This window comes from Nocardioides sp. NPDC127514 (assembly GCF_040302125.1).
In the GTDB taxonomy this organism is placed as follows: Bacteria; Actinomycetota; Actinomycetes; order Propionibacteriales; family Nocardioidaceae; genus Nocardioides.
Window position 1 is genome coordinate 24,312 of the sequence record NZ_JBEORF010000049.1, and the last position, 13,576, is coordinate 37,887.

At 69.0% G+C, this 13,576-nt stretch carries 10 protein-coding genes; 3 read left to right on the forward strand and 7 right to left on the reverse strand.

What is annotated here, in order from left to right; all coding sequences use genetic code 11:
- Nucleotides 1-30: 30 nt before the first annotated feature.
- Nucleotides 31-2,853 (forward strand): M4 family metallopeptidase, encoded by a 2,823-nt coding sequence (locus ABTX24_RS28495; protein ID WP_350844477.1) that lies wholly within the window; start codon nucleotides 31-33, stop codon nucleotides 2,851-2,853.
- 26 nt (nucleotides 2,854-2,879) lie between these two features.
- On the opposite strand, the gene ABTX24_RS28500 is transcribed toward ABTX24_RS28495, so the two are convergent.
- From ABTX24_RS28500 to ABTX24_RS28520, 5 genes are all read right to left on the reverse strand, one after another.
- The gene (locus ABTX24_RS28500) at nucleotides 2,880-3,398 is read right to left on the reverse strand and encodes an SPFH domain-containing protein (protein ID WP_350844479.1); all 519 of its coding nucleotides are present in this window, start codon (nucleotides 3,396-3,398) and stop codon (nucleotides 2,880-2,882) included.
- Between the two features lie 83 nt (nucleotides 3,399-3,481).
- Entirely contained in the window at nucleotides 3,482-4,909 is a 1,428-nt protein-coding gene (locus ABTX24_RS28505; RefSeq protein ID WP_350844487.1) for a DUF4232 domain-containing protein, read from the reverse strand.
- A 148-nt stretch (nucleotides 4,910-5,057) separates the two neighbouring features.
- On the reverse strand, nucleotides 5,058-7,223 hold the full coding sequence (locus ABTX24_RS28510) for a 3-hydroxyacyl-CoA dehydrogenase NAD-binding domain-containing protein (RefSeq protein ID WP_350844481.1): 2,166 nt from the start codon (nucleotides 7,221-7,223) through the stop codon (nucleotides 5,058-5,060).
- A gap of 17 nt (nucleotides 7,224-7,240) precedes the next feature.
- A complete protein-coding gene (locus ABTX24_RS28515) occupies nucleotides 7,241-8,452 on the reverse strand; it encodes an acetyl-CoA C-acetyltransferase (RefSeq protein WP_091043431.1) in 1,212 nt (403 codons plus the stop codon).
- A gap of 53 nt (nucleotides 8,453-8,505) precedes the next feature.
- The gene (locus ABTX24_RS28520; protein ID WP_160025873.1) at nucleotides 8,506-9,099 is read right to left on the reverse strand and encodes a MerR family transcriptional regulator; all 594 of its coding nucleotides are present in this window, start codon (nucleotides 9,097-9,099) and stop codon (nucleotides 8,506-8,508) included.
- A 135-nt stretch (nucleotides 9,100-9,234) separates the two neighbouring features.
- On the opposite strand from ABTX24_RS28520, the gene ABTX24_RS28525 reads away from it, so the two are divergent.
- On the forward strand, nucleotides 9,235-10,383 hold the full coding sequence (locus ABTX24_RS28525; protein ID WP_160025874.1) for an acyl-CoA dehydrogenase family protein: 1,149 nt from the start codon (nucleotides 9,235-9,237) through the stop codon (nucleotides 10,381-10,383).
- Here the strand turns inward: ABTX24_RS28525 and proC are convergent, their stop codons facing one another.
- A complete protein-coding gene (proC, locus tag ABTX24_RS28530; protein WP_350844483.1) occupies nucleotides 10,384-11,172 on the reverse strand; it encodes a pyrroline-5-carboxylate reductase in 789 nt (262 codons plus the stop codon). It abuts the gene before it with no gap.
- Between the two features lie 116 nt (nucleotides 11,173-11,288).
- Between proC and ABTX24_RS28535 the strand changes: the two genes are divergently transcribed.
- Nucleotides 11,289-12,908 (forward strand): Coagulation factor 5/8 type domain-containing protein, encoded by a 1,620-nt coding sequence (locus tag ABTX24_RS28535; protein ID WP_350844485.1) that lies wholly within the window; start codon nucleotides 11,289-11,291, stop codon nucleotides 12,906-12,908.
- Nucleotides 12,909-13,008: 100 nt separating this feature from the next.
- On the opposite strand, the gene ABTX24_RS28540 is transcribed toward ABTX24_RS28535, so the two are convergent.
- Complete coding sequence (locus ABTX24_RS28540) at nucleotides 13,009-13,413, reverse strand: DoxX family protein (protein WP_160025877.1); 405 nt, start codon at nucleotides 13,411-13,413, stop codon at nucleotides 13,009-13,011.
- Nucleotides 13,414-13,576 lie beyond the last annotated feature (163 nt).

Below are 13,576 nucleotides of genomic sequence, written 5' to 3' on the forward strand. Positions count from 1 at the left end.
CGGGCCGCTCCCACTCCCGAAGGAGTCGAAGTGTCACCTCGTAGACGCGTCGTCGCCCTGACTGCGACCGCACTTGCCCTCGGCGGGCTCAGCGTGCTTCCGATGACGCCGCCCGCCTCCGCCGAACCCGACCCGGTCGCGACCTACAAGGACCGCGCCGGCGTCCCTCTCACCATCCATCGCACCGCCGATGGCACCGCCGACTTCATCGGCTCCACGACCGAGGCCGTCGACCCGCTGGGCGTCACCGTCAAGCCCGCCAAGGCGGCCGAGGCCCACCTCGACCGCGCAGCCGAGGCGCTCGGCGCCGAGAAGACGGACCTACGCCCGACGTCGACCAGCAAGGCTGTCGGTGGCGGGTCGGTGACCAGGTACGAGCAGTACGTCGACGGCCTCCCGGTCCTCGGCGGCGAGGTGGTCATCGGCTTGGACAAGGACCGTGGCCTCACCTCCGCCGCCACCAACCTCTCCGACGCCACCATCGCCGAGGTCACCCAGCCGGACGAGTCCATGCGCGCGAAGGCAAAGGCAGCAGCCAAGACCGTGGTCGCCAAGTCCAACCACGGGGCCACCGGCCTCACGGTGAGCGACGAGGGCACCTGGCTCTACGACCACGACCTGGTCCGCGGACCGGAGATCGGCGAGACCAGCGTCTTCCGGTTCTCGGTGACCAACGGCTCCACCATCCGCGAGACCGTGCTCGCTCACGCCGGCACCGGCCGCGTACTCATGCACATCAACGAGATCGCCCACGCCAACCGCCGCATCTGCGACAACGCCAACGTCCGCGCCGCGGCGACCGGCTGCGCCGAGACGAGCCTCACGGTCAAGCTGCGCGAGAGCGATGCGCCCTCCGGGATCGCCGACGTCGACAAGGCGTACGACATGCTCGGCGCGACCTCCGAGCTCTACGCCTCCCTCGGGCTGGACCTGACCGACGAGATCGGCTGGTCCGATGGCGTCAACCCCAAGGCGGTCACCGCCACGACCCGCTACTGCGAGCTGACAGAGCCGGGCTACACGCCACCGTGCCCGATGGACAACGCGTTCTGGAACGGTCAGCAGATCTTCCTCGGCCAGGGCCTGGTCGTCGACGACATCGTCGGCCACGAGCTGACCCACGGCGTGATCGAGAAGAGCTCGAACCTCTTCTACTGGTACGAGTCGGGCGCCATCAACGAGTCGATGGCCGACATCATGGGCGAGATCGTCGACCACCGCTACGCCACTCCTGGCGACTCCCCGACCGACTGGCGCGTCGGCGAGGACTCCTCCTTCGGCGCGATCCGCGACCTCGCCAACCCGACTGTGCACGACCAGCCCGACCGGATGACCAGCTCGCTGTGGGAGGCCGACGACCTCAGCTACTACGCCGATGGCGGCGGGGTGCACACCAACAGCGGCGTCGGCAACAAGACGGCGTACCTGATCTCGCAGGGTGGCACCTTCAACGGCCGCACCATCACCGGTCTCGACGTCGGCGACCCGACCCTGGAGAAGACCGCGGCGCTCTACCTCTACACGATCCAGCACCTCGTCTCCGGAAGCCAGTACGCCGACCTCGGCCGCGCGCTCTCCAACGGCTGTGACGCGCTGGCGGCCGCCGGCACGTCTGGCTTCACCCCGGACGACTGCACCCAGGTCGACCTCGCCGCCGCCGCGACCGAGCTCGCCAAGTCGCCCAGCAAGGCCGGCGCGACCCGCCCCGCGGAGGCTCCGAACACCTGCCCCGCCGGGAGCACCGGCAAGGCCACGATGGCGAACCCGTCGCTCAGCCGCGGTGTCCTGTGGAACCAGGCGCCCGACGCCGCGCAGAACGTCCCCGAGAACGACCGTGACGGCAACGGCTCCGACTTCGGCTGGAACCCCGACCCGGAGGCGTACGGCGACCCGACGTCCAGCGGTCTGACGACGGCCGCGATCAACGTGCCGGCCGGCAAGCGGACCTATCTCCGGTTCAGCCACTGGTATCTCTTCGAGTGGTACACCGGCGACGACCCTGCCTACCCGACGCCGCAGTACTTCGATGGCGGGGAGGCTCGCCTGCTGGTCAACGGGGTCGCGACCGCCATCCCGTCCACGGCCTGGGTGAACGGACCGAAGCAGAAGCTGCTGCTCAACAACCCCTCAAGGCCGCTGACCGGCTTCGGCGGCGACTCCAACGGGTGGATCAGCTCCCGCGTCGACCTGTCCTCCTTCGCCGGCAAGACCGTCCAGTTCCAGTGGGTCGTACGCGGCGACAGCGAGGGCTCCTTCCTCGGCTGGTTCGTCGACGGGCTCGAGCTCTACACCTGCAACCCGCAGACCATCGCGAGCACCGCGCCGCCGACGATCAGCGGCACCGCGCGGGTCGGCTACACGCTGACCGCGACGAAGGGCTCCTGGAGCCCGACCGCTACGACGGTGAAGTACCAGTGGCTGCGCAACGGGGTCGCCATCTCGGGCGCCACGGCCTCGACGTACAAGCTCACCGGCTCCGACCACACCAAGGAGATCCGGGTCCGGGTGACGGCGTACTCCTCGTCGTGGCCGGCCGCCAACCCAGGGGTTCGGGCGAGCGCTGCGACCGCGAGGATCGCTGCCGGCTATCTCACCGCGGCCACCCCGACCATCGGTGGCACCCGCAGGGTCGGCTACCTGCTCACCGCCTACCCCGGCGCCTGGAAGCCCTCGGGGATCACGTTCAGCTACCAGTGGCTGCGCAACGGTGTCGCGATCTCGGGCGCCACCGGGAAGACGTATCGCCTGCGGTCCGTCGATCGCGGTGACCGCATCCGCGTCCGGGTGACCGGCCGCAAGGCGGGCTACTACACCAAGACGGCCACCTCGGCGGCCACCAGCACCATCCACTGACCCGATCCGATCCGACGACGGCACGCTCAGCCGTCGTCGGGTCGGCCCGGGTGCAGCAGCAGGTCGACCTCGTCGATGACCACATCGGTCACGACCCCGGCGGCGAGACCGTCGATCCGGAGGCCTTCGATGGCGGCCACGAGTCCGTCGCGATCATCGGTCAGCCGCGATGCGGGACGGGCGCGGACCGCGTCGGCGACCCGGCGTTCCAGCGCCGTGTGCAGGACGGCCCGCGGGTCGATGTACGCCGCACCGACCCGCGGCGGGTCGACGTCGACGGAGAAGGTGGCGAGGACGCGTACGTCCTGGCCGTCGCCCGTCCGGGTTCGGACGACGATCGCGATCTCGATCTGACCCGTCGGCCACTCGAGCACCTCGTGGAAGCCGGGGATCGCCAGCGTCATCGAGTCGGATGCGATCCGGACGATCCGCCGGTGCCTGGTCACCACCAGACACTCACCACGGCGGGCCCGGCGCAACAACGACGCCACCACGAGGCCGACCGCGATCGCCGCGATCACCAGAACCGTCGCCATCTCCCCCATGGCACCGAGTCTTCTCGGCCCACGCGCCGTTCCGAATGGGCTCTGCCACCCATTCGCCCCTGCTGCCTACGTCGCTGTGTACGTCAGTCGGCGGCCTGCGCCCACGGGCTGATCCTCACCTCGGCCCCGTCTAGGATGTCGAGACCGCTCGGCCCGTCGGTCACCGCGACACCGAGCGTGATCGGCGTGGCGCCGGGCAGCGCGGTCACGAGCAGTTCGGTCGTGACGTCCGAGTCGTGCGCGGTGGACATCGCCTGCCAGTCGATCACCGCCATCACCGACTGCGCCGGAGGGACGACGACGCGCTCGGGCAGCATCGACGGTTCATAGGGCTTGGCCGTCACCTCGGTCTGCCGGGCACCGGCAGCGTTCAGGAACTCGACAGTGGGTACGCCCTCGATCGCGCAGGCGTGACGGCCGAGGTTGCGGGCCCGGAGCCACGCCTGCCGCGATCCCAGCGCCGCGTCCTGGCCACCGAAGGTGACCTCGAGATCCGATGGCCGACACGACGGCGCCCCCGGGGCGGCAGGCCAGGGCGCGGCATCGCCGAACGGAGGCATCGTCGTCGACGCCGGGGTCCTCCCACCGACCCAGCCCTCGACCTTGCCGCCGCGCGTCCCTTCGACCGTGTACGCCAACGGCTGCCCCGACCGCACGGGATAGCCGTCATAGGCGGCGAGCCACCGGCTGACGTCGTCGATCACCCGGTCGCCCTCGGCGGCCTCGACCAGGACGATCAGCGGTTCGTACGGGGCGGCCAGCTGCGCCGAGGTCACCGACGGCTGCTCGGAGGCATCCACCACGAGCCTCACCGCCGCCGGATCGGACACCTCGTTCGACCTGTACCACGCCTTGCCGCCGTGGAGATCCACCGGGCGCTGCCGGCCGTGCGCGACCGTGGCGAGCTCGACCAGCCGGTCCTGCGGCGCCTCCACGTCGGCCCGGGCAGGACGGCCCGTCTGAGGGTCGGCGACGGTCGACGACACCGACGTCGCGCCGGCGTCGCGCAGCGCGACGGCATCGGCGAGCGCGTCACCGATGCCGTCACCGCGGTCCAGACCACGCTCGCCCACCGTGACCCGGATCTGGCTCATCGTGAACGAGACGCTGGTTTGGTCGAGCTCGGCGTCGGGCGCAAGGCGGGTGATCTCGGGGCGCACCACCCGGAGCAACTCCTGGCTCGCCGCGGCCGCCTCGGCTCCGGTCAGATCGTCCTCCAGGGACACCTCGATGCTGACGGAGTGCTCCACGCGGTCGGACTCCCCGAAGTCCTCCCCCGGGATGCGCCTGGACTCGTCGACGGCCAGCACATCGCGTACGCCGCGGACGGACTGCCACTCGTCGGAGAGATCGAGGATCTTCGAGAGCGACTCCGGCGTCCTCGTCCCGGCTGCTGACACACCGGGTCGGGCCCAGAGCATCGCGACCGCGCACCCGATCACGACCAGCAGGACGACCGCGATGATCAAGCCGCCCACCCAGAGCTCGCGCCTACGTGTGCTGCCCGGCATCGCCACGTACGTCCTCCCTCGACCTCTTCGGAAGGCAAAGAGTGGCACGGGCCCAGCTGCGGCAGCTCCACAAACAGCGAACCGGCACGGTTCCTTCACAGGATCCGTGCCGGTTCACCACATGGTGCGGTGGGTCAGGCGGGGCTGGTCAGGCGGGGAAGCCCTCACCCTTCGCCGCGAGGTCGCGGAGGTACTGCGTCGGGCGGAACCGCTCGCCGTACGTCTCCGCCAGCTCGTCGGCACGAGCCAGGAACGCCTCGATACCGATCGAGCCGTCAGCGGCCTCGTAGCCGGTGATGAACTGGGCCGCACCACCGGTCTGCGGCGGGAAGCCGATACCGAAGATGGAGCCGATGTTGGCGTGCGCGGCGGAGGTGATGACCCCCTCCTCGAAGCACTTCGCCGTCTCCAGGGCCTCGATGAAGAGCATCCGCTCCTCGGCGTCCCGGATCGGGATCTGCTTCTCGGCGACCGGGAACACGCTGCCGAGGTCGGCCCAGATCGAGCCGCGCTTGCCGTCGGTGTAGTCGTAGAAGCCGGCCCCCTTGAGCTTGCCGGAGCGCCCCGCCTCGATGAGCGGGTTGAGCACCTTCTCCGTGGTGGTCAGCTCCTCGACGCCGGCAGCCTCGCGGGTCGTACGAGCGATCTTGACCATGAGCTCGTGGTTGAGCTCGTCGGCGATCTGCAGCGGCCCGACCGGGAACCCGGCCTGGGTCGCGGCACGCTCGAGCGAGTAGGGCGCGAAGCCCTCGGCGAGCAGCTCCAGACCCTCCTGGATCTGGGTGCCGATGACGCGCGAGGTGTAGAAGCCGCGGCTGTCGTTGACGACGATCGGGGTCTTCTTGATCTGCTGGACGACGTCGTACGCCTTGGCCAGCGCGACATCGTTCGTCTCGGCACCCTTGATGATCTCGACCAGCGGCATCTTGTCGACGGGCGAGAAGAAGTGCAGGCCGATGAAGTCGGCCGGGCGGTCGATCCCCTTGGCGAGCTCGGTGATCGGCAGCGTCGAGGTGTTGGAGCAGAGCACCGCGTCGTCGTTGACGAACGGGGCGATCTCGCTGAAGACCTTCTGCTTCAGCGCGACGTCCTCGAAGACCGCCTCGACGACGACGTCGACGCCGGCGAAGTCCTCCGGGGCGACGGTCGCGGTGATCCGGTTGAGGATCTCGTCGGCCTTCTCCTGGGTCAGCTTGCCGCGCGAGACCGCCTTCTCGTTGAGCTTGGCGGTGTAGGCCTTGCCCTTCTCGGCCGACTCGATCGCGACGTCCTTGAGGACGACCTCGGCACCGGCCCGGGCGAAGGAGTACGCGATGCCCGCACCCATCATCCCGGCACCGAGCACGCCCACCTTGGTGGCCTTGAACTTCTCGACGCCGTCAGGACGCAGCGTGCCGGCGCCGATGGCGCCGAGGTCGAAGAAGAACGCCTGGATCATGTTCTTCGACTGCTGGCCGGTGACCAGCGAGGTGAAGTAGCGCGACTCGATCCGGGTCGCGGTGTCGAAGTCGACCATCGCACCCTCGACCGCGGCCGACAGGATCGCCTTCGGCGCGCGCATGTCGGACTGCTTGAGCTGCTTGCGCAGGATCGGCGGGAACGCGGGCAGGAAGCCCGCGAGCGCCGGCGAGGTCGGCTTGCCACCGGGCATCTTGTAGCCCGGCTTGTCCCACGGCTGCGCGATCTCGTCGGGGTTGGCCTTGATCCACGCCTTCGCAGCGGGCACGAGCTCATCGGGGGAGGAGACCAGCTCGTGGATCAGACCCTTCTCGAGGGCCGCGGCGGGCTTGAACTTCGTGCCCTGACCGAGGACGTCCATGAGTCCGGTCATGATGCCCAGGAGGCGTACGACGCGGGTGACGCCACCGCCGCCCGGAAGCAGACCGAGGGAGACCTCGGGCAGGCCGATGTCGTAGCGGGCGTCCAGCGCGATGCGGTGCTGGGCGGCCAGCGCGATCTCCAGACCGCCACCGAGAGCGGCGCCGTTGATCGCCGCGACGACCGGCTTGGGGAAGGTCTCCAGCTTGCGGAGGGTCGCCTTGATCGACTCGACCTCCTCGAAGACCTGGGCGGCGTTCTCCGGCCGCACCTGGATCATGTTCTTGAGGTCGCCGCCCGCGAAGAAGGTCTTCTTCGCGGAGGCGATCACGACGCCGGTGACGTCTTCCTGCTCGGCGTACAGCTTCTCGACGGCCTCCGCCATCGAGCTCTTGTACAGCTCGTTCATGGTGTTGGCCGACTGGTTCGGGTCGTCCAGGGTCAGGGTGACGATGCCGTCGGCATCGCGGTCGTACTTAACGGCAGACTCAGTCATCTCTTCGCAAACCTCTCTCAGACCAGCTCGACGATCGTGGCGATACCCATGCCGCCACCGACGCACAGCGTGGCGAGGCCGCGCTGCTTGCCCTGACGCTCGAGCTCGTCGACCAGGGTGCCGAGGATGATGGCACCGGTCGCGCCCAGCGGGTGACCCATGGCGATCGCGCCGCCGTTGACGTTGGTGACCGACTCGTCGATGCCCATGTCCTTCATGAACCGCATCGCGACGGCGGCGAACGCCTCGTTGATCTCGAACAGGTCGATGTCGTCGACGGTGAGACCGGCCTTGGCCAGCGCCTTGCGCGAGGCCGGGGCGGGGCCGGTGAGCATGATCGTCGGGTCGGCGCCGGAGACGGCGGCCGAGATGATCCGGGCACGCGGGGTGAGCCCGTTGGCCTTGCCGGCCTCCTCGGAGCCGATCAGCATCAGCGCGGAGCCGTCGACGATGCCGGAGGAGTTTCCGGCGTGGTGGACGTGGTCGATCTTCTCGACCCAGTGGTACTTGGCCAGCGCGACGTCGTCGAAGCCGGCCTCCTGGCCCTGCTGGAGGAAGGACGGCTTGAGGCCGGCCAAGGTCTCGGCGGTGGTGCCGGGGCGGATCAGCTCGTCGTGGTCGAGCACGGTCAGGCCGGTCTGGTCGACGACCGGGATGACGGCGTCCTTGAAGTAGCCGTTCTCCCAGGCGGCGGCCGCCCGGGCGTGGGACTGCGCGGCGTAGCGGTCGACGTCCGCGCGGCTGAAGCCCTCGAGGGTCGCGATCAGGTCGGCGCCGATGCCCTGCGGGACGAAGCCGGTCTTGAGCGCGGTGTCGGGGTCCTGCGCCCAGGCGCCGCCGTCGCTGCCCATGGGCGCCTTGCTCATCGACTCGACACCACCGGCGAGGATGAGGTCCTCGAACCCGCCGCGTACGCGGGAGGCGGCCTGGTTCACGGCCTCGAGCCCGGAGGCGCAGAAGCGGTTGAGCTGCACCCCGGCGGTCGTCTCGGGGAGACCGGCCTTGATGGCGGCGGTCTTGGCGATGTCACCGCCCTGCTCGCCGACAGGGGTGACGACACCGAGGACGACGTCGTCGATCCGCTCGGGGTCGAGGTTGGGGTTCCGCTTGCGCGCCTCGTCGATCAGGCCGACCACCAGGTCGATCGGCTTGACCTCGTGGAGCGCTCCGGTCTTCTTACCCTTCCCGCGCGGCGTGCGCAGGTGGTCATAGATGAATGCTTCAGCCATGCGCCGATTGTGACACTAAAACTGTCACAGTCAACAGGGTAGGTCCGAAAGGTTCACGATAGATTCCGGGAGATCGTCCGATTCACCGCGTCCTGGAAGCTGACCACGATGGCCTCGGTGGTCAGCTGCCGCAGCCGCGGGAGCACCTCCTCGAGATGCGCCGCCTCCTCCGCGGTGTGGTGGGTGCGCTTGAACGGGTCGACGACCTGATCGCGCAGGATCGTGTTGAGCTCGTCGGCCAGGTCCGCCATGAGGCGTGACGTCGCTGCGTACGCCGCCGCCAGCGCGTCACGGGGCAGCCCCAGCGCGATCAGCTCACGTCCGATCCGGGCCTGGATGTCCTCGGTCGGCTCGGTGGCCCAGGAGGTGATCATGGCGCGCTGCATCGCGAGGTCTTCGCGCGTGATGTCGGCGGGGAGCCGGCCGAGATAGCGCTCGATGGCCTGCAGCGTGAACCCGTGCTCCTGGAGCGCGGTGACCAGATCCAGCCGAGCGCGGTGCTCCGGACCGTAGTAGGCCACCCGCCCACGGCGGATCGGCGGCGGGATCAGACCGAGGCTCGCGTAGTAGCGCGTCGTACGCACCGACAACCCCGTGGCGGTCGACAGCTCATCGATCGTCATCAATTCTTCGGTCGTCTCGGTCATGTCAGGGACCGTAGACCAAACTGTTGCGACTTCGCCAGTGTTACTGTCACAGTTGCTCCGTCGCCCACCACGACAATGCGGTCCGCGTCACAGTGGTGAGGCATCATTAACCGGGTACGTCTACGGAGGAGTGTCATGCCCCAGAAGCCCACCATCTACGAAGCTGAGCACGAGGACTTCCGCGCTACAGCCAAGGCCTTCTTCGAGAAGGAGGTCGTGCCCTTCCACGACCAGTGGGAGAAGGACGGCATCGTCCCCCGCGAGCTGTGGAAGAAGGCCGGCGACACCGGGCTGCTCTGCTTCGACGTCGACGAGGAGTACGGCGGCCCCGGCATCAAGGACTTCCGGTTCAACTCGGTCCTTCACGAGGAGATGGCGAAGATCGGCGCCAGCGGGCCCGGCTTCTTCGTCCACACCGACATCATCGTCCCCTACATCTCCCACCTCGGCACCCCGGAGCAGAAGGCCCGGTGGCTGCCGGGCTGCGTCTCCGGCGACATCATCACCGCCGTCGCGATGACCGAGCCGGGCGCCGGCTCGGACCTCCAGGGCGTACGCACCACCGCGGTCGACAAGGGGGACCACTACCTCCTCAACGGCTCGAAGACGTTCATCTCCAACGGCATCAACGCCGACCTGGTCATCGTGGTCGCCAAGACGAACCCCGACGCCGGTGCCCACGGCATCTCGCTGCTCGTGGTCGAGCGCGGCATGGAGGGCTTCGAGCGCGGCCGCAACCTCGACAAGGTCGGCATGAAGGCGCAGGACACCGCCGAGCTCTCCTTCACCGACGTGGTCGTGCCGAAGGAGAACCTGCTCGGCGAGGAGGGCTCCGGCTTCATCTCGCTGATGACCCTGCTGCCGCAGGAGCGCATCTCGGTCGCCTCGATCGCGGTCGCCGCGGTCGAGCAGGTCCTCGAGCTCTCCCTCGACTACGCCCGCACCCGCGAGGCCTTCGGCCGCCCGATCGGCCGCTTCCAGAACACCGCGTTCACGCTCGCCGAGATGGCCACCGAGGCCTACCTCGCCCGCCTCTTCCTCAACGACGCCGTCACCCAGCTCAACGCCGGCACCGCCGACACCGTCCTGGCCAGCATGGCGAAGTGGTGGACCACCGAGCTGCAGAAGAAGTTCGTCGACCAGGGCGTCCAGATCCACGGCGGCTACGGCTACATGATGGAGTACCCGATCGCCAAGGCGTTCGTCGACAGCCGCATCCAGACCATCTACGGCGGCACCACCGAGGTCCAGAAGCTGATCATCAGCCGCCACCTCGGGCTGTAGTCAGGACAGCTCCTTGGAGCGTACGTAGGCGGCGCGGGTGGCCTCGAGGAAGGCCGCCCGCAGGCCGTTCTGCTCCAGTGCGCCGAGCGCAGCGGCGGTCGTGCCGCCCGGGGAGGTGACCTGCTCGCGGAGGATCGCAGGGTGGGTCCCGCTCTTGAGCAGCTCCGCGGATCCGGACAGCGTCTGGATGACGAGCGTGGTCGCGTCGTCCCTGGTCAGACCCAGGTGGACGCCCGCCTCGATCCAGGCCTCGGCGACCATGAAGACGTACGCCGGGCCGGAGCCGCTGATCGCGGTGACGGCGTCGATCTGCGACTCGGGCACGGTGACCACCTTGCCGACGGCGCCCATCAGCTCGGCTGCGGTGGCGACGGCTTCCGGCGTCGTCTTGGCGCCACCGGCGACCGCGGACATGCCCTCGCCGACCAGGGCAGGCGTGTTGGGCATGACCCGCACGACCGAGACGCCGTCCGGCACGGCCGGCTCCATCGCGGAGGTCGGGACACCGGCGGCCAGCGAGACCACCGTGGCGCCCTGCCGCAGTGACGACGCGATCGACTCCAGCACCGGCACGACGCCGTAGGGCTTCACGCCCAGCACCACCACGTCGGCCTCGGCCACGGCCTCGGCGGCCGGCAGCGTACGAATCCCATGCTTCTCGCGGAGCGCGGCGGCCTGCTCCTCGCGTGCCTCGACGACGATGACGCTCTCCGGAGCGTGACCGGCCTCGAGAAGTCCGGCGAGGACAGCCCCACCCATGTTGCCTGCACCGATGATCGCGATCGTCATGCTCGTCAGTCTGTCAGAGCGGACGACCTGCGGAGATATGGCCCCAAACGACCCAAGCAACTGCTAGGTTGCGATACCCATAGCAGTAAATATGCCGCTGGTCATCGGGAGGCCACATGCGCATCAGACGTACGTCCCTGCTCGCTGTGATCGCCCTCGCGGTGACGGTTGCGATGGTGGGTCCGCCAGCCTCGGGCGATGATGTGGAGCGCCGGCTGCCCTCGCCGGAGTCCGAGGTGAACGTGACCGGTGAGCCGTTCACGGGAACCGCTCCGGACGGCACGGTGCAGGGGCTGGTCGACGCCCACAGCCACATGTTCATGCAGGACGGGATCGGTGGCGCGGCGGTCTGCGGGAAGGCCTTCTCCGAGGCCGGGATCGCGGACGCGCTCAAGGACTGCCCCTCCCACGGGATCGCCGGAGAGACCGCCCTGCTGGAGAACCTCACCCGCACCGGCAGCCCGCTCGGGTTCCACGACACCACCGGCTGGCCCTCGTTCAAGGACTGGCCGGCCTACGACTCGCTGACCCATCAGCAGATGTACTACCGCTGGGTCGAGCGCGCCTGGCGCGGTGGACAGCGGATTCTCGTGGTGCAGCTGACCAGCAACAAGGCGCTGTGCGCGATCAACCCCGGCACCCACCAGTCCTGCGACGAGATGACGGCCGTGCGGAGGCAGGCCCGGGATGCGTACGACACCCAGGCGTTCATCGACGCGCAGTACGGCGGCGAGGGTCGCGGGTGGTACCGGATCGTCACCGACGCCGAGCAGGCGCGCAAGGTGATCGAGGACGGGAAGCTCGCCGTCGTGCTCGGGGTGGAGACCTCCGAGCCGTTCGGCTGCTCCCAGAAGCTGCGGCTGCCCTCGTGCACCCGCGCCAACATCGACGCGGGGCTCGACGAGCTGAAGTCGCTCGGGGTCTCCTCGATGTTCCTGTGCCACAAGTTCGACAACGCGCTGTGCGGGGTCCGCTACGACAAGGGCACGACCGGGCTGCTGATCAACGCCGGCCAGTTCCTCACCACCGGGACGTTCTGGACGCCGAAGGCCTGCGACCCCGACCAGCCGCACGACAACAACCCGCGCCTGGTCGACCGTCCCGCCGAGCTCGCCTGGCTGCCGCAGCCGCCCATCTATCCCGAGGGCACCGTCTGCAACCCCTACGGCCTCTCGTCGCTGGGTGAGTACGCCCTGCGCGGGCTGATCAAGCGCGGCATGATGGTCGAGGTCGACCACATGAGCGCCAAGGCCGCGGATCGCACTCTCGACATCCTCGAGGAGACCTCCTATCCCGGAGCGCTCGCGAGCCACTCCTGGATGGACGAGCGCTACCTCGACCGGCTCTACGCCCTCGGCGGCTTCTCGACGATCTACGGCCACAGCACCGACCAGTTCCTGGCCGAGTACGCCCGCACCGCCCCCGTCCGTGACCGCTACGGCGCCGGCATCGGGTTCGGCTTCGACATGAACGGCTTCGGCGGCACGCCTGGTCCGGCGAAGACCCAGGTCAGCTACCCGTTCCGCAGCTTCGACGGCGGCTCTGTCATCGACCGGCAGGTCACCGGCCAGCGGATCTGGGACTACAACACCGACGGTGTCGCCCACTACGGGATGATCCCCGACTACCTCGAGGACCTCCGCCTCACCGGCGGCCAGGACGTCATCGACGACATCGTCCGCGGTTCCGAGTCCTACCTGCGTACGTGGGCGGGAGCACGTTCAGCAGCACACTGACCCGCAGGCATGCCGAGTCGGCGCATCTGACCCCGTGCCTCGCGAAGCGAAGCGAGCGAGAGGGGTCGGATGCGCCGACTCGGCAGTAATGCCAGAACGGTCAGTCGTCGTTCCCAGAACGTCGCAACCAACCGCCGCCGAACAGAGCCCAGACGACGAGCACAGGCTGGAAGAACAGCCGGACCAACCGCTTGGTGTCGGTGTCGAGGCCGAACGCGTCGACGCCTTCGACGTACTGGGCGATGTTGCCGGGGAAGATCACCACGAAGAACGCGGCGAGCAACCCTCCGATGAGACGTCGCTTCCTCGGCAGCGCGACGAAGGCCACCCCGAGCCCGATCTCGACGACGCCCGAAGCGAGCACCGTCAGATCCTCGTCGACCGGGAACCAGTCGGGCACCTGCGCTCGGAACTCTTCGCGCTGGGTGGTCAGGTGCGCCACTCCGGCGCCCGCCATCGCAACGCCCAGCAGGACGCGCGCGGCGGTCCGCGCGATCGAGGTCATGGCACCACTGTAGGGGGCCGCGACCAGACGGCAGAGCGCCGAGCCGGCTCGTTCTGACCCGGATTCGCGTCGAGTCGGCTCGTCATGACGAGCCGAGGTTGAAGCCCTCCTGCCGGGTGATCAGCGAGCTGCCGTCGGCCCACTCGGTCGCCTCCCAGCCGTT

What these genes read in the sequence shown, in the direction of transcription:
- ABTX24_RS28500 (WP_350844479.1), bottom strand. Translation starts at nt 3,398, where the DNA reads ATGGGGGAGATGGCGACGGTTCTGGTGATCGCGGCGATCGCGGTCGGC.
- ABTX24_RS28505 (WP_350844487.1), bottom strand. Translation starts at nt 4,909, where the DNA reads ATGCCGGGCAGCACACGTAGGCGCGAGCTCTGGGTGGGCGGCTTGATC.
- ABTX24_RS28510 (WP_350844481.1), bottom strand. Translation starts at nt 7,223, where the DNA reads ATGACTGAGTCTGCCGTTAAGTACGACCGCGATGCCGACGGCATCGTC.
- ABTX24_RS28515 (WP_091043431.1), bottom strand. Translation starts at nt 8,452, where the DNA reads ATGGCTGAAGCATTCATCTATGACCACCTGCGCACGCCGCGCGGGAAG.
- ABTX24_RS28520 (WP_160025873.1), bottom strand. Translation starts at nt 9,099, where the DNA reads ATGACCGAGACGACCGAAGAATTGATGACGATCGATGAGCTGTCGACC.
- ABTX24_RS28525 (WP_160025874.1), top strand. Translation starts at nt 9,235, where the DNA reads ATGCCCCAGAAGCCCACCATCTACGAAGCTGAGCACGAGGACTTCCGC.
- proC (WP_350844483.1), bottom strand. Translation starts at nt 11,172, where the DNA reads ATGACGATCGCGATCATCGGTGCAGGCAACATGGGTGGGGCTGTCCTC.
- ABTX24_RS28535 (WP_350844485.1), top strand. Translation starts at nt 11,289, where the DNA reads ATGCGCATCAGACGTACGTCCCTGCTCGCTGTGATCGCCCTCGCGGTG.
- ABTX24_RS28540 (WP_160025877.1), bottom strand. Translation starts at nt 13,413, where the DNA reads ATGACCTCGATCGCGCGGACCGCCGCGCGCGTCCTGCTGGGCGTTGCG.